The following is a 22,395-nucleotide window of genomic DNA, read 5'->3' as shown; positions in this document are numbered from 1 at the left end:
TATATTAAGCAATAGCTGCTAGAGTAATTAGAAAACCAAAAATAACTACTGTTGAAAATGAATCTAAACGATCTAATAATCCTCCATGTCCAGGTAGAATATTTGAAAAATCCTTAACATGATAATTACGTTTCAAATAAGAAAATAATAAATCACCCATTTGACTAGCAATTGAAAGAATAAAACTAGTAGCAAAATAAGCAATATAGATTGGTGCTTTACTATTAACTTCTAAAAAAGGTAAGGGATTATAATTACTTGTTTCTAAAAAAACAGTTACTGTTATCATACTTAAAATAATTGCTGTTATTAAACCAGTAATAGCACCTTCTCAAGTTTTATTTGGTGATACACTTGGTGCCATTTTTGTTTTACCATAAATTATACCACCAATAAAAGCACCAACATCATTAGACATAACAATAATGAATAAAAACAATAATGTTGGTCATCCTAGTTTTGAAAGTTTAATTTCTGATAACATTAAAAAATTAACAGCTTTAACAATAAACACTAAATAAATAATTCAAGTAAAAATAAAAATAACATCACTTAATTGAAAATTTTTACTTCGTCAAGCAATTAAAATAAAAATACAAATGAAAAATAATAAAATTAATAAAGTCATTCAAGTTTCAAATCAATAATGATTATAAATATATGGACCAAAAGTTTCTTTACCAAGCGGAACTCATAAAAGTATGACTCCTGTTAAAATTATAGAAATTTTAAGTACAATTGATCAATTTGATTCTTTTTTTAAATTAATAATTTCTCATAAACAACCAATAAAAATTAAAGTATTAATTATCATAAATGTATAGGCTGATCACTGTGGTTTATTACCAAAAATTGGTTCTAAATAAACTGCCCCAATAAACATTCATAATACACCACAAGCAATTAACATAAAGCTTGTAAGAATACGATTTCGATAGGTTCTAAAAAAATTACTAAGTTTTGCAAAAAAAGAAACTTTAGATTTTATATTTTCTTTATTTATTATCTTTTTTTTCACAATATTTAACCCCTAACTATTTATTGCTTTATTGCTAAATTTTCATTAAATCGGCTTTTTTATTGTTTTCTATTAATACAAGTTCTTTAATTTTACTATCAGTTAAATCTTGAATTGTAGTTTCTGCATGCTTTTCTTGATCTTCTGGTAATTTTATTTTTTTCAGATTTTGAACAGCATCACGTCGACAATTACGGATTTTAACTTTATATTCTTCAGTTTTTTTACTCAAATCTTTAACTAAAGTTTTACGAACGTCTTCTGTTAATTGTGGGAAAATTAAACGTATATTCTCTGCTTCGCTTTTAATTTGTAATTTCAAATCAGCTTTTGTAACAGCTTCTGTAATGTCTTTAATTAAACTACGATCATATGGTTTAATTAATAATTGATGTGCTTCTGCTACTTTAACTTGGGCAATATTACTTAAACTATCAACATCACCATAACATCTAACATTAATTCCTTCTAAGATATTAGGATTAGCTCTTCCGGTGCGAATTTTGTTAATTTCATTTTTATAACGTAAAATTATTTCATTCATCAGATTTGTGGCTTCTAAAATAATAACTTCCATATTTGTTTTCCTCCTAGTTAATAATTTTAAGTTGTTTTTAAATCAAACTATAAAAATTATATAATAATTTTTATTAAAACCAATGGAAAACTATTTAAAAAAATAAAAAACATCATTAATTAATGATGTTTTTTATTAATATCTTTGGATTTTATTTTCATCATTGTTTAAATCAACTAATATAAAAATACCACCAATAATACCTAATGCAGCACCAAAGATAATTCCTAATATTGCTAAAGCAATTTTTTGATCAGTAGTCGCTTCACCTTTACTTACTTTTTTGTATAAAATAAAACCGGGTATTGTTCATAATAAAGGAATTATAAATATTGATTCTAAAATAAAAACAATAAATATTAATATACTTCCTGCTTTTAACATTTTTTTCTCCTTCTTTAATTTTTATAATTAATAATATCACTTAATAAAATTGAAATATACAATTGTGTCCTCACTTAAAGTTTAGTTTTTTAACTTATAAATGTTATCACTTTAATTACTATTAATTTCAAATGTCTAATTATTAATAATTTTCATTTATATTAATAGTAACAAAAAAATATGATAATTAACAACAACTGTCATTATATTTTTTAAAATATTTAATGATTTAAACAGTTGATGGTATACCACAGTCTATTCTAGGTAAAAGATGAACATCACCAAAATATATTGCTAAATAAACTTTTAAATTTCTAAAATTTCCTGTTACTAATGGACCATCAGCAACGCTAGCATGAAACTGGGTACTAACATTTGTATTTAATAGTTGAACTAGAGAATCAAATTGTTTTTGTTTACTTTCTGATTTTATTACTAATTTAAAATCATCAACAGACTCACCTTGTTTAAATCCTTGAGCAGCAGTTAATTTTAAACCATTTTTATCACTAATAAGTTCAGTAATAACTATATTTGAAATGTTTAATCCATCATTTTTAGCAGTATTAATAGTATAAGATTTTACTACACTATCATCATCTTTGCTTATAATATCAATTTGACAAGTACCAGCAAGAACTTTAAAATCAGTTCCTGTATTATTTTCTTCAGTTTTACCTGCTTCAGTACTTGTAACTTTTGCAGATAAGGTAGTAATTTTTTTAATATCATCAGGTAAATATTCTTCATTTTCACTACCACTTGTAATTCCTAATTCTTTCAAAAATGCTGCAGCATCAGCATCTTTTGCTTGATTTGGATTTCTAATTTCGTTTGCGTTTAATAAACTGTTTTTAAAATTAGTCATTATAATTTTTGTGTCATCAGCCTCAATTGAATACTTCTCTTTACCAGTAGTATCATCCTTCTTTAATTCTTGATTAATTAAACTTGTATTTTCATCACTATATCAGCCTAATAATTTTGCATATTTACCATTTAATATTGGTGCTTTTGTTTCAAAGTCACAGGCAACAATTGAACTTGCTGCAGTTGTAGTTAAAGCAGTAGCAGCCATTAATCGTAATAATGTTTTTATATTTTTCATATAATGTTTTCTCTCCTTTTAGATAATTTTCTAAAAAATATAAATTATTTTCTGCTATTTATTATTATTCTTAAATTGAAATTATTTTTATAATTTTAATAAATTAATAAAATTTTTTAAGTGATAAAAAAGAATATAAATTAAAAAAGATTGCAATTGCAATCTTTTAAAATATATTTAAGCTTGTGGAGTTCCAAAATCTAGAGTATTTATAACTTTTACTTCTCCAAATTTTACGGTTAAGTATACTTTTTGATCTGTATACTTAGGTACCACTGTTTGACCTTGATCATCAGAAGTTCAAACTAATGATACTTTATCTTTGCTAAATAAATTAACTAAAGAATTATATAGATTTTTTTCTTTAGAATTAGCAGCTTTTCAAGGTAAAGACTTAAGTACATCTTTGCCTTGTTCAAATCCGTTAGCTTTAGTTAAATCCAATTTTGCTAATTCTACAAGCGTATATACTGCAGCAGGAACACCTAATGCATCTTTCTTAAGAGTATTAATAGTATATTTTTTTACAGATTTGGCATCATCTCCAGTTGCCTTATCCATAATATTAATTTGACAAGTACCAGCTTCAACTTTAAAATCAGTTGTACCAGCAGCTTCAATTTTACCTGCTTCAGTACTTTCAACTTTTGCAGATAAAGCAGTAATCTTTTTAACATCATCAGCTGAATAAAACTTCTTGCTATCAGGTGTAAATCCTAAATCCTTTAAAAAGGCTGCAGCATCATCACTTACTGCTTGAAATTTATCAGAATCAGCACCAGTACCTGCTTTTAATAATTTTTCGTTAAATTTAGTTGCTGTAATTTTTGTATTATCAGCAGCAGGAACAGAAATTGAATAACTTTCTTTACCAGCAGTATCATCCTTTTTTAATTCTTGATTAATTAAACTTGTATTTTCATTACTATATCATCCTAGTAATGTTGCATATTTGCCATTCAATGCTGGCGCTTTTGTTTGAGTTCCACATGCAACAACCGAACTTGCTGCAACTGTTGTTAAAGCAGCAGCACCCATTAGTCGTAGTAATGTTTTCATGTTTCTCATATTGTTTTTCCTCCTTAGATAATTTTTCTGAAAAATATAAACTATTTTCTGCTCTTAATTATACATTCTTTTTTATTTGGTGCTCTTTTTATAATATTTTTCATTATTAAGTGTTATTTTGCTTTTTTTAAGAAAATAATTTCAAAAATGTTAGGATTAAATTGTTCATTAACTGAACATTCTTATTATTTTTTATATATACTCTACAGTACTTCCAAAATTATTGAGTAATATAATGTAAAAAGACCTGAAAATTTTTCAGGTCTTTTTATATTTAAAAATTAAGATAAAAAAACCTAATATTTTAACGCTATTCATAATGAACTTAAAGTATTCATCTATACAAATCAATCTTCAGTTAGTTAACCTCTGTTAATTGATATTTTTTTTACTTTGAAAATATGTTAACATTATTAATGTTAAGATAGTTTTTAATATAAAAGATAAGGAAAAAATAATAAAATGAATGAAAAATATAATGAATTTAAATCATTAATTAATTTTATAAAATTAATTGAAAAAGTTCTTGAACCCAAAGTTAAAAAATATATTTTGCATTATGAAGATATTACAATCCATTCATCATGTTTATGGATATTAAAGAATTTAATAAAAACATTAAATTCTATAGATTTATTATTAAATAAAATTGCAATATCAGATGTTTTTTCTTTAACAAGAAAATTTAAGGATAATATTTTCATTTTCATTTATTTTTTATATGTTGATAGAAAATATGGCAATGACATTAATAACAAGCATTATCATCTTTTTAAAAATTATATGTATGGTGGCATAGATAAAGATGGTCAAAATAAAATAAATAATTTAAATAAAAATGTAAATGTTCAAAAAATATTAGTTTTTTTTGATGAAGAGTTTAAAACTGATATTGAATCAATTGATAATGTATTTTATATATTAAATATTATAAGAAAAGATTTAAAAGATGATCAAAAGTTTTTTTCAACATTTTTACATGGAAATGAAAGTATATATTCAACTAATTATATTTGAGAAATTTTAATTAAGCAAAATCCTAAAAAAAATGAAGAAATTTTAAATAAAATAATATTATTACAAAAATTTTTAATATTATTTGTTCTTTTGTACAATATTTCATATTTTTTAAGTCCTCTTGGAACTAATCCAATGAAACCTTGAGAAAGACCTATTTTATGATATATAAAAGACTCAATAAATTCTATTTTTTCACATGAGGAAAAAGAAAAAATATTAGAGAAAACCTTCTTATTATCTTAGATTTATTAAATATTTAATTTTTTAAAATTTTATTTCAGATTTATTTCATATATATAGCTAACGAAAGTAATGTTTACTCATAAATAATGTAAAATAATAATATGTAATTTAAACAATTCTTGCACTTACAAGTATAATTCAGCAATAATTAAAATAGATTAGGAAGATTAAATTATGCCAAAACCATACAGTGAGGACTTACGAAGAAAAGTAATAGAAGTTTATGAAAGTAAAAACATGAAAATTAAAGAAATTTGTAAAGTGTTCAATATCACTAGAAAGACTTTATTTTTATGAAGAAAAAGAAAGCAAAAAACCGGAAATATAAAACCAATTTTGAATTATCAAAAAGGACATAGCCACAAAATAAAGGATTTAGATGAATTAAAAAATTATTTAGCAGAAAATAAAGATGTTACAGTTCAAAAAGTAATTGAAAAATTTGGTGATATGACAAAAGAAACAGTTTATAACTATTTCAAAAAACTAAATTATACATATAAAAAAAACTTTTCTATATGAACAAAGAGATAAAAATAAACAAGAAGATTTTTTAAAAGAAATAGCGAAAATAATGAATGAAGATTTGGTATATATTGATGAATCTGGAATTGATGATAATGAATTTTATAAATATGGTTGGTCTGAAAAAGGTAAAAGATTATTTGATAATAAACCTGCATATAAAATAAAGAGAATGAGTATAATTGGTGCACTAAATAAAGGTAAATTAAAAGCTCTATGAGCATTTGAAGGACATTGCAATAGTAAAATTTTTGAATCATATGTTAAAAATATACTAATTCCAGTATTAAAGTGTGGACAAATTATAGTTTTAGATAATGCGACGTTTCATAAATCTAAAGCAACAAAACAATTAATTGAAAATGCTGGATGCAAACTATTATTTCTTCCACCATATTCTCCTAATTTAAATCCAATTGAACATTTTTGATTTGCTATAAAACATAATATAAGAAAAATATTACCAAATTATTGACCAAATATTAAAAACGCGATTGATTTTGTTTTTCAAGATATGAGTAAACATTACTTTAGTTAGCTATAAATAATTAATTTTTAACTTAACTTGTAATTAATTACTTTTATTTAGTTAGTAAAATTACTAATACTTAATTTTAAAAGTAGAATATATACGATATTGATATCAATATAAGAACAAATTAGTATTGAAAAGCAATTTAGTTCCCATTGATTTTAAAAAATAGAAACTTTAAAATGAATGTTATATCTTTCAATGATAATAGAACAAAAACAATTACTACTATATAAATAATTATATTTGATCAGTTTAAAACTTGAAAATTACCATTAATATAATGAAAGATATTTATACAATATAATCTACGATAATAAAACTCTATCATTTAATAAATTTCTATTGTTTTCAAATTAATAATATTGTATAATGAACAATGAATTAGAATTATAGCAAGACAGCTACCAGCTGTCTTTATTATTTCTAGTGTAATATATTTTATTTTTTTATTTAAGTATATTTTCATTTTGAAATAAATCTATTTCAAATACTATTAAATAATAAACAACAATGTTTATAAAAAACAAGGAGGAGAAAAAGTGGACAAAGAAATTAGTCAAATCATTTTAAATGCCATAAATGAAATTGCTGAAGAAAAACAAATAGCAAAAGAAGATATCATTGAAGCTTTAAAAGAAGGACTAAAAAAAGCATATGAATATCAAAGTCATCGTGATGATAGTACAAATATCAGAATTGAAATTGATCAAAATAAAGGTACTATTAAAATTTTAAAGGATTTAATTGTTGTTCCAAAAGTTGAAGATCCTGAATTAGAAATTGCACTTTCAACTATTAAAACAAAGAATCCCGGCTTAACAATTGGTGATACATATACGCAAATAATTCCTAGTGATCAATTCTCTCGTTTATCAATTTTTAAAGCTATTCAAGTAGTGAAACAATCAATTCGTGAAGCAGAAAAAACATCAATTTATGATGAATTTATTGATAAAAAAGATCACATATTAATTGGTACTATTGAAAGCGTTGAAGAAACTTATATGTTAATTAAAATTGGTAGAGCCTATGCTTTCTTACCAAAACAAAATCAAATCCCTAGTGAGATTTTACCAAAAAATAAACCAATCGCTAATAATACTTACATCAAATTTTATGTTGAAGATATTATTAAAAATAAAAACTATGGTCAAATTTTAGCATCAAGAACTCACGTTAATTTTTTACGTTGTTTACTAGAATTAGAAGTTCCTGAAATAGCACAAGGTGTAATCGAAGTTAAAGATATTGCTCGTATTCCTGGAATTAGAGCTAAGGTTGCAATTGTTAGTCATGATCCAAGCATTGATGGTATTGGTGCATGTATTGGTCCAAAAGGCGAAAGAACAAAATTAATTACGCAAGAATTAAGTGGCGAAAAAATTGACATTATTGCCTGAAATCCTAATATAAAAGAATATATAATTAACGCTTTAACACCAGCTAAAGTTATTTCAATTGATATTAATGAAGAAGAAAAACAAGCAAATATTATTGTTCCTACTGAACAATTATCATTAGCTATTGGTAAAAATGGTATGGCTGCTAAATTAGTTGCCGGTGTAACTCACTGAAATATTAATATTACTTCATTAGAACAAGCAAATGAAAATAATATTAAATTTACTTGAAATGGTAATATTAAAGAAAGTAAATATGAAAAGTTTATATCTGAATTATTAAAAAAAACACAATGAAAAAATAAAAATCAATAAACAATAAAGTAGGTCGTTATGAATAAAATACCTTTAATTCAACGTAAAAAAATACCAATGCGTAAATGTATAGTTACAAATACTATTTTACCTAAACGTGAATTAATTAGAATTGTTATTAATAAAGAAGGACAATTATTCATTGATAAAACTGGCAAACAAAATGGTCGAGGTGCCTACATCCAACCTAAACTTGAATTAATACCTTTGCTTATTAAAAATAAGGCATTAGAAAGAGCATTAAAAACAAAAATTCCAAATGAATTTTATGAACAACTAATTAATGAAATTAAAAAAAATTGAGATTAATTTTCCCAAGCGAAAGGCGGGATGCAAATGGCAAAAAAACGAATATCTCAACAAACACAAAATATTAATCAACAACTAAAACAAAAAACATCTCAAATTAATGAAAAAGGAGTATTTTTATATAACGAACCTTTAACTATTTCAGAATTTGCTAAAGCATTGCATCATCCAGTAACTGACATTATTAAATACTTCATGAAACAAGGCAAACTATTTAATCAAAATCAAATATTAACTCAAGAATTAATGTTTGAACTTTGTTTGGAATGAAATATTGATTTTGAAAAAGCTAAAGTGGTAACATATGAAAACTTATTAGAAAATATTAATCTCGAAGATGATAAAAAAAATTTAGTAACTCGACCACCTGTTGTTACAATTATGGGCCATGTTGATCATGGAAAAACAACACTATTAGATACTATCCGTAATTCTAAAGTTACTAATCAAGAACACGGTGGTATTACTCAACATATTGGTGCTTATCAAATTAAAACTAATAATAAATTAATTACTTTTATTGATACCCCAGGTCATGAAGCATTTACTGAAATGCGTTCACGTGGTTCTAAAATTACTGATATTGTTGTTCTAGTAGTTGCTGGTGATGATGGTGTGATGCCACAAACTCGTGAAGCAATTGACCATGCAAAAGTAGCTGGTGTTTCAATTATTGTTTTTGTTAATAAAATGGATAAACCAAATGTTAATACTGATCGCATTATGAATGAACTAGCTAATTGTGATTTAACTAGTGAAGAATGAGGTGGCGATACTATTTTTGTTTATGGTAGTGCTTTAAAAAATCAAGGAATTGATGAATTATTAGAAGCCATATTAGTAATTGCTGAATTAAAAGAACTAAATGCTAATCCAAATCGTTTTGCTAATGGAACTGTTATCGAATCTCATCATGATAAAAATGTTGGTTCAATTTGTACTTTATTAATACAAGGTGGAACACTAAAAGTTACTGATATTGTAGTTGCGGGTAGCGTTAAAGGAAAAATTAAACGCCTTATTAATGATACTGGTAAAATAATTACTAAAGCTGGACCTTCAATGCCTGTTCAAGTTTTAGGATTTGAAACAGCCCCTACTCCTGGTGAATCTTTTATTGTTTTTAATGATGATAAATTAGCAAGAAAAGTAGCACTAGTACGACAAACAGAAGAAACAAATAAAATTAGAAATAATCGACAAATTAGTTTAGGTAATTTAACACAAGATGTTGCTACAGGTGAATTAAAACAAATTAATGTTATTTTACGAGCAGATACTCAAGGTTCAGTGCAAGCAATCGTTCAAGCAGTAAATAAAATTAATGTTAATGATATTACTGTTAAGTTTATTAGAGCAACTATTGGTGGTATTAGTGAATCAGATATTAAACTTGCTCAAACTTCAGGAAGTATTATTTATGGTTTCAATGTTCGTCCCAATCATGTTATTCGTGAAGCTGCTAACAATGCCGGTGTTGAAATTAGATTACATAATATCATTTATAAAATAACTGAAGAATTAGAATTGGCTGCTAAAGGTTTATTAGAACCAACTTATGAAGATAAAATTCTTGGTCAAGCACGAGTTATTAAAACTTTTCATTTTTCAAAAGTAGGAACAATTGCTGGTTGTGTTGTCATTAATGGTTTCATTCAACGTAATAGCAAAGTTCATATCATTCGTGATGATGTTGTTATTTATAACGGTGAAATCAGTGGTTTAAAACATGAAAAAAATGATTTAAAAATTGCTAAAAAAGAAACTCAATGCGGTATTACTATTAAAAATTTTAATGACTTAAAAGAAAATGATATTATTGAATCATATTTAGTAGAAGAAGTGGAGACAAAATAGGATGTCTATCATTAAATTTGAACAACAAGAAAGTTTCTTAAAAAAAGAAATTACTAATATATTAAAAAAAGAATCAAAAAATATTCTTTTCAAAGATATCACTATTACTAATGTAAAAATAACAAAAGATAACAGTTATGCTACCATTTATTGAACAGTTTACTTAGATAATTTAGATATTAAAACCATTAGTAATGCTTTAGAAAAAGCGAAAGGTTTTTGTCGAAGCGCACTTGCCAAAACAAGTAATAAATATAAAGTTCCAGAATTACGCTTTAAATATGATAATACCAACACTAGAGTTAAAAACATTGAAGAAATATTAAAAAATATCAAAAATAATAATTCTTCAAATGAATAAAAAGAATTAAAATGAGATTATAAATCTCATTTTAATTTTTTAAATTTAAAATTTTTTTATAGTAATTATTAAATAATTACTATAAAACACTATTTAAAAAAATAAAATTATTAGTATAATAAAAAAGGAATCATCAATAAAATAAGGGAATTATTCAGTAGCTACTAAGTAAGAAAGGAAAGCTACTATTAATGGCACAAAAAATTTATTCAACACCAAATAGTGATGATTTTTATGTTATTCCTGAATTTTTAGAACATCAACAATGTTGAATGGTATGACCAGAAAGAACTGATAATTGAAGATTAGGCGCTAAACCAGCACAAGAAAAAATAAGTAAGAGGCTTTTTAATAATCTGTGTTTCTTTGTTTTACAAAGTTACTAATTCAGATTAATTCTGTCTTCAAATTTTATCATAAAATGAGCAATTGCTGTATGGTGGTTAGCCCTAATTACTGGACCATATTTTGATAGATATTTCTAAATTTTTATTTGTAATATTGGTGGTTTTAAAAATTTAGAATGTATTCTTTCATAATTATAAAACATAACATATTGATTTACATCATTAATAGCTTCATTGATTGTTAAATATTGATTTGAGTCTTTAGGCAATCATTCTTGAGATAAATGTGAAAATCAATTTTCAGATATGACATTACCGCCAATATCATATGGTTGTTTTTTGCTTAAAATTATTTGTTTGTTTTTTGCTCATTTTGTAATTTCTTGACAATAAAATTCGTTGGCGTTATCTGAATGTAAAATAACGTTTTTTATTTGATTTCAAGAAAATTGGTTGTTTATTTTTTCAAGTGCAGGAAGAATTAAATCTTGATATGATTTATTTGAAAATGTATTATAACTAACAACATTATTTGAATAAAAATCAATAATTACAAAAAGATATAGTCAACCTTCTTTGGTGTTTATTTGTTTAGTATCCATTGATCAAATTTGATTTGAAGCGGTTGTACTTTTGTAATCTTTGTTTACTTTATCCATTGTAGGTATTCACTTATTTGGATTTTTTTTGTTTTTAGGATAGTTATTTTTAGTTTGTTTTAATCCTTGAATATTGTGTTTTTTCATAATTTTTCGCATTTGTTTTGTTGATAATTCTATATTTAAAATGATATTTTTCTCTTGTTTTAATCACTCTTTAAAAGCTGAAAAAATTCTTAAATATCCATAAATTCTACCTTTTCTTGTAGAATGAAATTCGATTAAAAGTTGGCATAATTCTTGATATTTATGATTGCAATTAATAATATGATTTTTTTCTTTTTTAATAAGTTTTTGTTTATTTTTTAAAAAGTAATATGTTGATCTGTTTAATTGAAGATATTGACATAAGTTTCTAATTGAATATTGATTTTTGCAATCATCGATAATTTTAATTTTTTCTTTGATATTTAATTTGTTAATTATTAATGCTATTTGTTTAATTTTATCCATTAATAAAAATCCTTTCAGGTCAAAATTAGTGTTCATTATATAACACAATTGTTTTTAGAATACATTCAGATTTTTTAAATTAATGGTCTAGTAAAAAGGGCTAAGTGGCCCCATCCAATATATTATTGTATATCATATAATATTTATATAAATTAATACATATAAGCATTAAGTTTAATATATAATTTTATTAATTTCTTTTTCTGTAATAAACTTATCAATCTTCCCTTGCGCTAAGATTGGGCTACCGCCACCCTTACCATTATATGTTTTTAATATTTTTTGTAAAATATTATTACTTTGATACTGTTTATTATTATGCAATTCTTTACTTGAAGCAACTAATACTAAATATTCTTGATTATTAATTTTATTAATAAAAATAATAATAATATTTTGATATTGATTACGATAATGTTCAATTATTTCTCTTAATGTTTTAATATCTAAATTTTCAAAATTTGCAATTAATAGTTTATAATTATTTTCATTTTTTGGAACTAAAGTTAAATATTTTTTCACTATCTTCTGACGATTTAATTCTTCAAAATTAATTTGTCATTTTTTAAATAAACTATGTAATTCTAGTAATAACATTTTTCCTTTTCTTCAATCAGCAGCTACCACTTTTAAATTATTAATAGCATCATATATTTTTTCAATTTCTTCTTGCATACGGTTATCTTTATTTTTTTGATATTGAATAAATAAACTATTGCTTTGTTCTTTAATCATCATTATTTGTTGTGTTAAGTATTCATTAATAGTTTTTAATGATGTTAAAGCATGAATTCGATAAGAACCAGATCCTTTTGATTCAACATTAGTTATTAATAACTGTTCTACTTCTTGTGAATTATAACAATGAGTACCCCCACAAAGTTCAATTGAAAAATCACCAAACTTAATTACTCGAACTTTTTCTTCATATTTTTCACCAAAAAAAGCTAAAGCTCCAATTTTGATTGCTTCTTCATATGTACAATAAATAATTTCACAAGGATATTTACCTTTAATTCATTTACTTACTTGTTGTTCTATACTTATAATTTGTTCTAAAGTTAACATTTCATAATGACTAAAATCTAATCGTAAATATTGATAATTATTAAAACTTCCAGATTGCATAACATGTAAACCTAATAATTTTTTTAAAGCAGCATGTAATAAATGAGTTCCTGAATGATTTTTTCTTGTATAAAAACGATGTGAACTATTAATTTGTGCTTCAACAATTTCTGTTTGTGTTAATTCACCTTTTACTTCTACTTGATGAATATGCTGTTTTTGTGGTCCTTGTTGTACATCAATAACAGAGGCCGTTCCATTTTCTCCTTTGATAATACCATCATCAGATGCTTGCCCCCCCTTTTCTGCATAAAAAGGTGTTTCATTTAAAATTAAATAACCTTTTTCATTTTTTAAAAATTTTACCTCATGCTCTGATTTAAACATAAAAACAATATTTGTATTTATTTGTTCTTTATCATAACCAACAAAGGTTGAAGGAACTTTTAAATTAGTTAGTAATGAAGATTGAATTGTTAATGCTTGATGATTAATTCTTACTTTTCTTGTATTATCTTTACTGTTATCCAATAACTTTTGAAAACCTTTTAAATCAACAGTCGTATTTTCTTCATTTGCAATCTCTAATGTTAATTCAATAGGATAACCATAGGTATCAAATAATTTAAAAGCCGCAGTTGCATCTACTTTTTTATTATCTTTAATAACTTGTAATAATAATTGTTTTCCTGTTATCAATGTTGTTCAAAATTTTAATTCTTCGCTTTTAATAATATTAGTTACTAAATCGACTTTTTTATGTAATTCTTGATAATGTTGACCCATAACTTTGATAATAATTGAAACTAACTTAAACAAAAATGGTTCATTAATATTAAGTTTTTGTCCATATACAACAGCTCTTCTAATCAATCTTCGTAATACATAACCACGATCTTTATTACTAGGAAAAACACCATCACTAATTGCAAAAACTAAGCAACGAATATGATCAGCAATAATTTTAAATGCAGTATTAATAGTTTTTTGCTTAATCTCTTGTGTAAAATAATTATTAATATCATAACGAAAATTTGTCAATTTTTCACATTCATGAATAATATTTTGAAATAAATCAGTATCAAAGTTAGTTGGCACATCTTGTAAAATTGCTACTAGTCTTTCTAATCCTGCACCAGTATCAATATTTTTTCTTGGTAAATCAGTATAATTATTTTTGCCATCATTATTAAATTGTGAAAAAACAATATTTCAAATTTCAATATAACGATCATTTTCAATATCATCTTTTAATAATTTAATACCAATATTTTTAGGATCATATTTAATACCACGATCATAATAAATTTCAGTATTAGGACCACAAGGACCTTGACCCATATCTCAAAAGTTAGTAGATCTTGTACCTTTAATAATACGTTCTTTTGGTAATTTAATAATATTTAATCATAAATTATATGTTTCTTCATCTTCATTAAAAACTGTTACATATAATAAATTAGCATCTAAATTTAATCACTTTTTACTAGTTAAAAATTCTCATCCTCAAACAATAGCTTCTTTTTTAAAATAATCACCAATTGAAAAATTACCTAACATTTCAAAAAAAGTTTGATGTCTTGCTGTAATACCAATATTTTCAATATCATTAGTTCTAATTGCTTTTTGTGAATTTGCTAATCTTTTAGCAATTGGGGTTTGTCGTCCATCAAAATATGGTTTTAATGTAGCAACTCCAGAATTAATCCACAATAGTGAAGGATCATCATTTGGAACAAGTGATGCACTTTCTAAAATGTGATGATCATAACTTTTAAAAAAATTTAATCAAGTTGTTCTAACTTTATCTGTTGTTCATTTTATTGACATAATAATTTCTCCTCAAAATAATAAAAATTCCTATCAAAATAGGAACGTTTTTTAACGCGGTACCATCCTAATTCACTTACAAAGTAAATGCACTTAATTAATGATTAAAATTGTTAAATTAGGAGCTTCTAATTAATAATGGTTAAGTGCTTACACTATTCACTCTCGCTAAAAACTAATTATTATTAATTATACTTATCTAATTTAGATTAATATAAATATTAATTTCAATTTTAATATTAACCATAAATATTAGTTATTACAAGCAAAAAGATAAAATTATGAAATATTTTTATAAATTAAAAAGAAAAAAAATATTAATTATTAACTTTATAGAATAAAAATTACAAGAAAGATTTTTTCTATTTAATCAAAAATATAATTTAACTGGTATTTTTTTTATTGTATATTCATTTTTTCAGATATAAACTTTAGTTAAGATTTGCTTAGAGTAATTTTTAAAAAATAAAATTTATTATTAAATTATATAAAATTAATTCATTTAATTCAATATTATTTACTATTTAATATAGTAACTAATTTAATATATTAATGCATTTTTTATATTTTTAAATCTATAATTTTGAACAAAAAAATATTTTAAGTAAATCTTGAATATAAAAAATAAAAATGATAATTAATTGAAATTTTACAATTAAATCTAGCATTAAAAATTTTATTAATTTATTAAAATTAATCTTTGTAAGAACAATAACTATTAAATTACTATTCATTTTTTAAAAATGAAATTTTAAACAACTGAATTTATTTATTATTTCAAAAAACAAAAAAATAATTTAATTTCTACTCTAAATTTGTGTTTTATTAACATATTACTATAAAAGGAGTCCAAAAATAAATCAAATTAATAAATAAAAAGGAGACAAATTTTATGTCAAGTAAACTAAATAATAATGAAATAGATAATACAATAAATGAATTTGAAGAAACTGAAGAGGAAGAAAAAGAAGAAGAAAAAGAAGAAGAAAATGTTGACACAGAATTAGAAAAAATTAAACAAGAAAAAGAAGAAATTCAATCTAAATTAAATGAAACACAAATTAAATTAGAAGAAGCTAACAAAGAAATCGAACAACTATTAGAAGAAATTGAAAACAGTAAAGATAGTGAACAACTACAAGAACTAAAAAATAAACTAGAAAATACAGAACTAGAAAAAAAAGCAATTGAAGATAAATTAAATGAAATAGAATCTAAGTTAGAAGAAGCCAATAAAGAAATCGAACAACTAAAAGAAAATAAAACCGAAGATGAATTAAAAAATATTGAAAAAATAGAACAATTAGAAAAAAACTAGCAGAGACAGAACTTGAAAAAAAAGAAATAGAAATTAAATTAGAAGAAACCAATAAAGAAAAAGAAGAAATTCAATCTAAATTAAATGAAACACAAATTAAATTAGAAGAAGCTAACAAAGAAATTGAACAACTAAAAGAAGAAAACAAAAACACTAACGATAATGAAAAAATACAAGAACTAAAAAATAAACTAGAAAAAACTCAAAATGCAAAAGAAGAAATGCAAACTAAATTGAATGAAGCTAGTAAAGAGATCCAAAAACTATTAGAAGAAATTGAAAACACTACCGATAATGATAAACTAGGTGGTTAGCCCTAATTACTGGACCATATTTTGATAGATATTTCTAAATTTTTATTTGTAATATTGGTGGTTTTAAAAATTTAGAATGTATTCTTTCATAATTATAAAACATAACATATTGATTTACATCATTAATAGCTTCATTGATTGTTAAATATTGATTTGAGTCTTTAGGCAATCATTCTTGAGATAAATGTGAAAATCAATTTTCAGATATGACATTACCGCCAATATCATATGGTTGTTTTTTGCTTAAAATTATTTGTTTGTTTTTTGCTCATTTTGTAATTTCTTGACAATAAAATTCGTTGGCGTTATCTGAATGTAAAATAACGTTTTTTATTTGATTTCAAGAAAATTGGTTGTTTATTTTTTCAAGTGCAGGAAGAATTAAATCTTGATATGATTTATTTGAAAATGTATTATAACTAACAACATTATTTGAATAAAAATCAATAATTACAAAAAGATATAGTCAACCTTCTTTGGTGTTTATTTGTTTAGTATCCATTGATCAAATTTGATTTGAAGCGGTTGTACTTTTGTAATCTTTGTTTACTTTATCCATTGTAGGTATTCACTTATTTGGATTTTTTTTGTTTTTAGGATAGTTATTTTTAGTTTGTTTTAATCCTTGAATATTGTGTTTTTTCATAATTTTTCGCATTTGTTTTGTTGATAATTCTATATTTAAAATGATATTTTTCTCTTGTTTTAATCACTCTTTAAAAGCTGAAAAAATTCTTAAATATCGATAAATTCTACCTTTTCTTGTAGAATGAAATTCGATTAAAAGTTGGCATAATTCTTGATATTTATGATTGCAATTAATAATATGATTTTTTTCTTTTTTAATAAGTTTTTGTTTATTTTTTAAAAAGTAATATGTTGATCTGTTTAATTGAAGATATTGACATAAGTTTCTAATTGAATATTGATTTTTGCAATCATCGATAATTTTAATTTTTTCTTTGATATTTAATTTGTTAATTATTAATGCTATTTGTTTAATTTTATCCATTAATAAAAATCCTTTCAGGTCAAAATTAGTGTTCATTATATAACACAATTGTTTTTAGAATACATTCAGATTTTTTAAATTAATGGTCTAGTAAAAAGGGCTAAGTGGCCCTCCAAATTAGAAGAAACTAACAAAGCAAAAGAAGAAATAGAATCTAAGTTAGAAGAAGCCAATAAAGAAATCGAACAACTAAAAGAAGAAATTGAAAACACTACCGATAATGATAAACTACAAGAACTAAAAAATAAACTAGAAGAATTAGAAAAAAAACTAGCAGACACAGAAGTTGCAAAAAAAGAAATAGAAATTAAATTAGAAGAAACTAACAAAGCAAAAGAAGAAATAGAATCTAAGTTAGAAGAAGCTAACAAAGAAATTGAACAACTAAAAGAAGAAAGCAAAAACACTAACGATAATGAAAAAATACAAGAACTAAAAAATAAACTAGAAAATACAGAACTAGAAAAAAAAGCAATTGAAGATAAATTAAATGAAATAGAATCTAAGTTAGAAGAAGCTAACAAAGAAATCGAACAACTAAAAGAAGAAAGCAAAAACACTAACGATAATGAAAAAATACAAGAACTTGAAAATAAACTAGAAGAAACTAACAAAGCAAAAGAAGAAATAGAATCTAAGTTAGAAGAAGCTAACAAAGAAATCGAACAACTAAAAGAAGAAAGCAACAACACTAATGATAATGAAAAAATACAAGAACTTGAAAATAAACTAGAAAATACAGAACTAGAAAAAAAAGCAATTGAAGATAAATTAAATGAAATAGAATCTAAGTTAGAAGAAGCTAACAAAGAAATCGAACAACTAAAAGAAGAAAGCAAAAACACTAACGATAATGAAAAAATACAAGAACTTGAAAATAAACTAGAAGAAACTAACAAAGCAAAAGAAGAAATAGAATCTAAGTTAGAAGAAGCTAACAAAGAAATTGAACAACTAAAAGAAGAAATTGAAAACACTAACGATAATGAAAAAATACAAGAACTAAAAAATAAAATAGAAGAAACTAACAAAGCAAAAGAAGAAATGCAAACTAAGTTGAATGAAGCCAATAAAGAAATTCAAGCATTATTAAACGAAATTGAAAAAATACAAGAACTAAAAAATAAGTTAGAAGAAGCTAACAAAGAAATCGAACAACTAAAAGAACAGATTAATGGTAAAAAAAGTGATGAAGAACTAAAAAATATTAAAAAGAGAGAAGAATTAGAAAAAAAATTATCAAAAAAAGAACTAGAAATTGAAGAAATAAAAACTAATTCAGACACAATAGAAAATATTGAAGATCATATTGAAGAAAAAGAAGCAATTGAAAAACAAATACAAAATATTAAAGATCAAATAAATAAATTAATTGAAGAAGAAAAAAATAGAGTTCATTTAATCAATTGTCAAGATCTATTAAAACAATTAAATGATATAAAAGATTCAATAAAAAATAATTATGAAATGATAGAAAAACTTAATCAAAAAAATAATAATGATAAATCAAAACAAGAGTTTGATGAAACAATACAACAAGAAATTAAACAATTATTACAAATATTAGTGGAAAATGAAAATACTATTAATGAATACCAAAAGAAAATTGAAAACCTTAAAAATAATAAAAATAATTGTGATAAAGAAAATAAAGGAATTGAATTTTATCAAAATTTAATAAATGATAAAAATAATGAAATATTAAAAATTCACGAAAGAATTAATCTATTAAAAAATACTAAAAATTGTAATAATAATGAAAATGACATTAATTGTTGCAAAGAAATTAAAGAAAAACTAGCACAATTGGTTGATATAGAAGATGAAAAAATGAAAAAAATTGATCAAATTTATCAATGACAAAAAAATGAAAATGAAAAAGAAATTTGAAAAGAAATTGATGAACTAGCAAAAACAATTGATGAACTAAAAAAACAAAAAGAAAATATTATTCCTGAAGAAATTAAAGAAAAAATATCAAAAATTGAAAATATAAATAATGAAATTCTTGATAATAATCACCAAATTTGTCTATTAGAAAAAGAACTAAATCAAGATCCAAATAATGAAAGTATAAAAGATTTTATTAAAAATCTAATAGAAATAAATGATAAACTTGCTGATGACAAAAATACAATTATTAATAAAAACAATGAAAACGAAAAAATTATTAGAACCTGTTTAGAATCTTTTAGAAAATAATGTAAAATTACTATATATTTTAAAATAAGAGGTATATATGCATAAAAATTATCCAAGTCATGTTACTAAAGAACAATTTGAGAACATAAAATCAACTTTAGAAAACAGCAAAAAGAAAACAAAACCAAGAAATTTAGATTTATATGAAGTGTTTTGTGCAGTTTTATATGTATTAAAAAGTGGTTGTCAATGAAGAATGTTACCAAAAAATTTTCCAAAATGACAAACTGTATATTATTATTTCCAAATTTGAAGTAAAAACAATGATAAAGAACCTAGTGTATTGCAATTAATTTTAAAAAAAATTAGTTAAAAAGATTCGTATTAAGAATCATCGAAAAGAAAAAACTAGTTTTTGTATAATTGATTCGCAAAGTGTTAAAAATACAGATACTACTGAAAATAAAGGTTATGATGCTGGTAAAAAGATTTCAGGAATAAAACGTCATATTGCAGTTGATACGCAAGGTTTACCACATGCAATTTACATAACTACAGCAGAAAAAACAGATCGTAATAGTGCTATCATAATGATTAAAAGTGAAAAAGAAAATCTTTCTACAGTTCAAAAAATAATAGTAGATGCTGGCTATACTGGTGAAAAATTTGCTTCTGCAATCAAAACAATCATAAATGCAAATGTTGAAGTTGTAAAACGTAATGAATTACATTCTTTTGTAGTACTACCAAAAAGATGAGTTGTAGAACGAAGCTTTGCATGATTAGAAAAATGCAGAAGATTATGAAAAAATTGTGAAAGAAAACTAAATACTAGTTTACAAATGGTTGTTCTTTCCTTTATTTCAATTTTATTAAAAAGATTCTAAACAGGTTCTTACACAATTAAAAGAAATTGAAAAAAAACTAGAACAAAAAACAAATAGAAAAAAAGAATTAGAACAACAATTAACACAGAAATAAAAATATTTAAAATAAGATTTTTAAAGATTAGTATAAGAAAATTTATCAAAAATATAACACAAAAAACTAAAGATAAAACACAAGAAAAACTAATAACTATGAGATTTTATTTACTATTAGAATTAATTAAATATTTAGTTTAATCTTGTGTTTTATCAACTTATTTTTCATAAAGGAGAAAAAACTAATATGAAAGAATTAACTAATGAAAATGAAAAACTAAGTAATGAAAAAATAGAATTACTTAAAAGACAATTAAAAGAACTTGAAAAAAAACTAACAATCAAAGAAATAGAAATTGAAGAAATAAAAAATAATCCAGATACAATAGAAAACATTGATTATCATATTGAAGAAAAAGAAGCTATTGAAAAACAAGTTCAAAATGTTAAACATCAAATAAATAAGTTAATTGAAGAAGAAAAAAATAGAATACGTCTAATTAATTGTCAAAACCTATTAAAACAATTAAATGATATAAAAGATTCAATCAAAATTAACTATGAAATGATAGAAAAAATTAATCAAAAAAATAATAATAAACAAGAACAAGAATTTGATAAAACAATACAATTAGAAATAAAACAACTACTAAAATTATTAGAAGAAACCGAAAATACTATTAATGAATATCAAAAGAAAATTGAAGACCTTAAAAATAATAAAAATAATTGTGATAAAGAAAATAAAGGAATTGAATTTTATCAAAATTTAATAAATGCTAAAAATAATGAAATATTAAAAACTCAAGAAAGAATCAATCTATTAAAAAGCACTAAGAATTGTAATCAAGAAAAAAACAATTGTTGCAAAGAAATAAAAGAAAAACTAGCACAATTAGTTACAAATGAAAATGATAAAATGATAAAAATCGATGAAATCTATCAATGACAAAAAAAGATAAAAGAAAATGAAATTTCTAATCAAATTAATAACATAGATAAAATAATTGAAAATCTAAAAAAAGATAAAAATAACATTATTCCTAAAGAAATTAAAGAAAAAATATCAAAAATTGAAGATATTAATAACAAAATGCTTAATAATAATCATCAAATTTGTCTATTAGAAAAAGAACTAAATCAAGATCCAAATAATGAAAAAATAAAAAATAAAATTAAAAACTTAATTGAAGAAATTGAAAAACTTACTGATGAAAAAAATCAAATTATTAATAATAACAACAAAGAAAAAAAATCATCTCACAATTAAAAGAACTTGAAGAAAAACTAGCACAAGAATTAAAAACAAAACAAGAACTTGAACAACAACTAGAAAATCTAAAAAAAGAAAAAAACGATAGTATAACAATTTATCAAAAAAAACTAGAACAAGAATTAAAAACAAAACAAGAACTTGAACAACAACTAGATAATTGCAAAAACATTAGAAAAGAATTAGAAAATCAATTTAAAGAATGTAAAGTAAAAAGAGAAGAACTTGAACAACAATTAAAAAAGGCAAATGAACAATTAAAAATAAAAGATCAAAAAATTATACAATTAGAAAAAGAGTTAGAAACAATTAAAAAAAATAAAAACGATGAGCCGT

General features: G+C 23.1%; 20 protein-coding genes and 1 pseudogene. 12 read left to right on the top strand and 9 right to left on the bottom strand.

Annotation, left to right across the window (positions count from 1 at the left end; genetic code table 4):
* Positions 1-4: 4 nt before the first annotated feature.
* From AACL11_RS08035 to AACL11_RS08015, 5 genes are all read right to left on the bottom strand, one after another.
* Positions 5-1,018: a phosphatidate cytidylyltransferase gene (locus tag AACL11_RS08035; RefSeq protein WP_338987325.1), complete on the bottom strand. Its 1,014-nt coding sequence runs from the start codon at positions 1,016-1,018 to the stop codon at positions 5-7.
* Between the two features lie 34 nt (positions 1,019-1,052).
* On the bottom strand, positions 1,053-1,595 hold the full coding sequence (locus AACL11_RS08030; protein ID WP_338987323.1) for a ribosome-recycling factor: 543 nt from the start codon (positions 1,593-1,595) through the stop codon (positions 1,053-1,055).
* Between the two features lie 135 nt (positions 1,596-1,730).
* On the bottom strand, positions 1,731-1,979 hold the full coding sequence (locus AACL11_RS08025; protein ID WP_252319735.1) for a hypothetical protein: 249 nt from the start codon (positions 1,977-1,979) through the stop codon (positions 1,731-1,733).
* Between the two features lie 229 nt (positions 1,980-2,208).
* A complete protein-coding gene (locus AACL11_RS08020) occupies positions 2,209-3,087 on the bottom strand; it encodes a hypothetical protein (protein WP_338987321.1) in 879 nt (292 codons plus the stop codon).
* Positions 3,088-3,264: 177 nt separating this feature from the next.
* Entirely contained in the window at positions 3,265-4,155 is an 891-nt protein-coding gene (locus tag AACL11_RS08015; protein ID WP_338987319.1) for a hypothetical protein, read from the bottom strand.
* A gap of 462 nt (positions 4,156-4,617) precedes the next feature.
* Between AACL11_RS08015 and AACL11_RS08010 the strand changes: the two genes are divergently transcribed.
* The 8 genes and pseudogenes from AACL11_RS08010 to AACL11_RS07975 all read left to right on the top strand — a co-directional run.
* Positions 4,618-5,418 carry a hypothetical protein gene (locus tag AACL11_RS08010; RefSeq protein WP_338987317.1) on the top strand — a complete coding sequence of 267 codons (801 nt, stop codon included), beginning with the start codon at positions 4,618-4,620 and terminating at the stop codon, positions 5,416-5,418.
* Between the two features lie 174 nt (positions 5,419-5,592).
* Positions 5,593-5,952, top strand: coding sequence for a helix-turn-helix domain-containing protein (locus AACL11_RS08005; protein ID WP_338973555.1), 360 nt, complete (start codon positions 5,593-5,595; stop codon positions 5,950-5,952).
* A complete protein-coding gene (locus AACL11_RS08000) occupies positions 5,909-6,481 on the top strand; it encodes an IS630 family transposase (protein ID WP_338988471.1) in 573 nt (190 codons plus the stop codon). The genes AACL11_RS08005 and AACL11_RS08000 overlap by 44 nt, the downstream gene beginning before the upstream one ends.
* A 536-nt stretch (positions 6,482-7,017) precedes the next feature.
* Positions 7,018-8,193, top strand: a complete 1,176-nt coding sequence (gene nusA, locus AACL11_RS07995) for a transcription termination factor NusA (RefSeq protein ID WP_338987315.1) — start codon at positions 7,018-7,020, stop codon at positions 8,191-8,193.
* Positions 8,194-8,211: 18 nt separating this feature from the next.
* Positions 8,212-8,502 (top strand): RNase P modulator RnpM, encoded by a 291-nt coding sequence (gene rnpM / locus AACL11_RS07990; RefSeq protein ID WP_338957115.1) that lies wholly within the window; start codon positions 8,212-8,214, stop codon positions 8,500-8,502.
* Between the two features lie 27 nt (positions 8,503-8,529).
* Entirely contained in the window at positions 8,530-10,359 is a 1,830-nt protein-coding gene (gene infB / locus AACL11_RS07985) for a translation initiation factor IF-2 (RefSeq protein WP_338987314.1), read from the top strand.
* A 1-nt stretch (position 10,360) separates the two neighbouring features.
* A complete protein-coding gene (rbfA, locus tag AACL11_RS07980; protein WP_252320089.1) occupies positions 10,361-10,720 on the top strand; it encodes a 30S ribosome-binding factor RbfA in 360 nt (119 codons plus the stop codon).
* Between the two features lie 191 nt (positions 10,721-10,911).
* A pseudogene (locus AACL11_RS07975) lies at positions 10,912-11,079 on the top strand (agmatine deiminase); the annotation flags it as partial.
* Positions 11,080-11,201: 122 nt separating this feature from the next.
* On the opposite strand, the gene AACL11_RS07970 reads toward AACL11_RS07975, so the two are convergent.
* The gene (locus AACL11_RS07970; RefSeq protein WP_338986622.1) at positions 11,202-12,215 is read right to left on the bottom strand and encodes an IS3 family transposase; all 1,014 of its coding nucleotides are present in this window, start codon (positions 12,213-12,215) and stop codon (positions 11,202-11,204) included.
* Between the two features lie 138 nt (positions 12,216-12,353).
* Entirely contained in the window at positions 12,354-15,077 is a 2,724-nt protein-coding gene (gene alaS, locus AACL11_RS07965) for an alanine--tRNA ligase (RefSeq protein ID WP_338987310.1), read from the bottom strand.
* 892 nt (positions 15,078-15,969) lie between these two features.
* Between alaS and AACL11_RS07960 the strand changes: the two genes are divergently transcribed.
* Positions 15,970-16,395, top strand: a complete 426-nt coding sequence (locus tag AACL11_RS07960) for a hypothetical protein (RefSeq protein ID WP_338987308.1) — start codon at positions 15,970-15,972, stop codon at positions 16,393-16,395.
* Between the two features lie 348 nt (positions 16,396-16,743).
* Here the strand turns inward: AACL11_RS07960 and AACL11_RS07955 are convergent, their stop codons facing one another.
* Together AACL11_RS07955 and AACL11_RS07950 are read right to left on the bottom strand one after the other, a co-directional pair.
* Positions 16,744-17,757: an IS3 family transposase gene (locus AACL11_RS07955; RefSeq protein WP_338987307.1), complete on the bottom strand. Its 1,014-nt coding sequence runs from the start codon at positions 17,755-17,757 to the stop codon at positions 16,744-16,746.
* A 38-nt stretch (positions 17,758-17,795) separates the two neighbouring features.
* Entirely contained in the window at positions 17,796-18,662 is an 867-nt protein-coding gene (locus tag AACL11_RS07950; protein WP_338987305.1) for a hypothetical protein, read from the bottom strand.
* Positions 18,663-18,765: 103 nt separating this feature from the next.
* On the opposite strand from AACL11_RS07950, the gene AACL11_RS07945 reads away from it, so the two are divergent.
* From AACL11_RS07945 to AACL11_RS07935, 3 genes are all read left to right on the top strand, one after another.
* On the top strand, positions 18,766-19,923 hold the full coding sequence (locus AACL11_RS07945; protein ID WP_338987303.1) for a hypothetical protein: 1,158 nt from the start codon (positions 18,766-18,768) through the stop codon (positions 19,921-19,923).
* Positions 19,924-19,960: 37 nt separating this feature from the next.
* Positions 19,961-20,750, top strand: a protein-coding gene (locus tag AACL11_RS07940) for an IS5 family transposase (RefSeq protein WP_281747819.1) whose coding sequence is annotated in 2 segments (ribosomal slippage) — positions 19,961-20,221 and positions 20,223-20,750 — 789 coding nt in all. Because the reading frame shifts where the segments join, the coding sequence is not laid out codon by codon here.
* A gap of 283 nt (positions 20,751-21,033) precedes the next feature.
* Positions 21,034-22,056, top strand: coding sequence for a hypothetical protein (locus AACL11_RS07935; RefSeq protein WP_338987301.1), 1,023 nt, complete (start codon positions 21,034-21,036; stop codon positions 22,054-22,056).
* The last annotated feature ends 339 nt before the right edge of the window (positions 22,057-22,395 follow it).

The organism is Spiroplasma endosymbiont of Dasysyrphus albostriatus (assembly GCF_964019495.1).
In the GTDB taxonomy this organism is placed as follows: domain Bacteria; phylum Bacillota_I; class Bacilli_A; order Mycoplasmatales; family VBWQ01; genus Spiroplasma_E.
The sequence above is the reverse complement of the archived record's forward strand: the minus strand, read 5'-3'. Positions and strand labels throughout refer to the sequence as shown.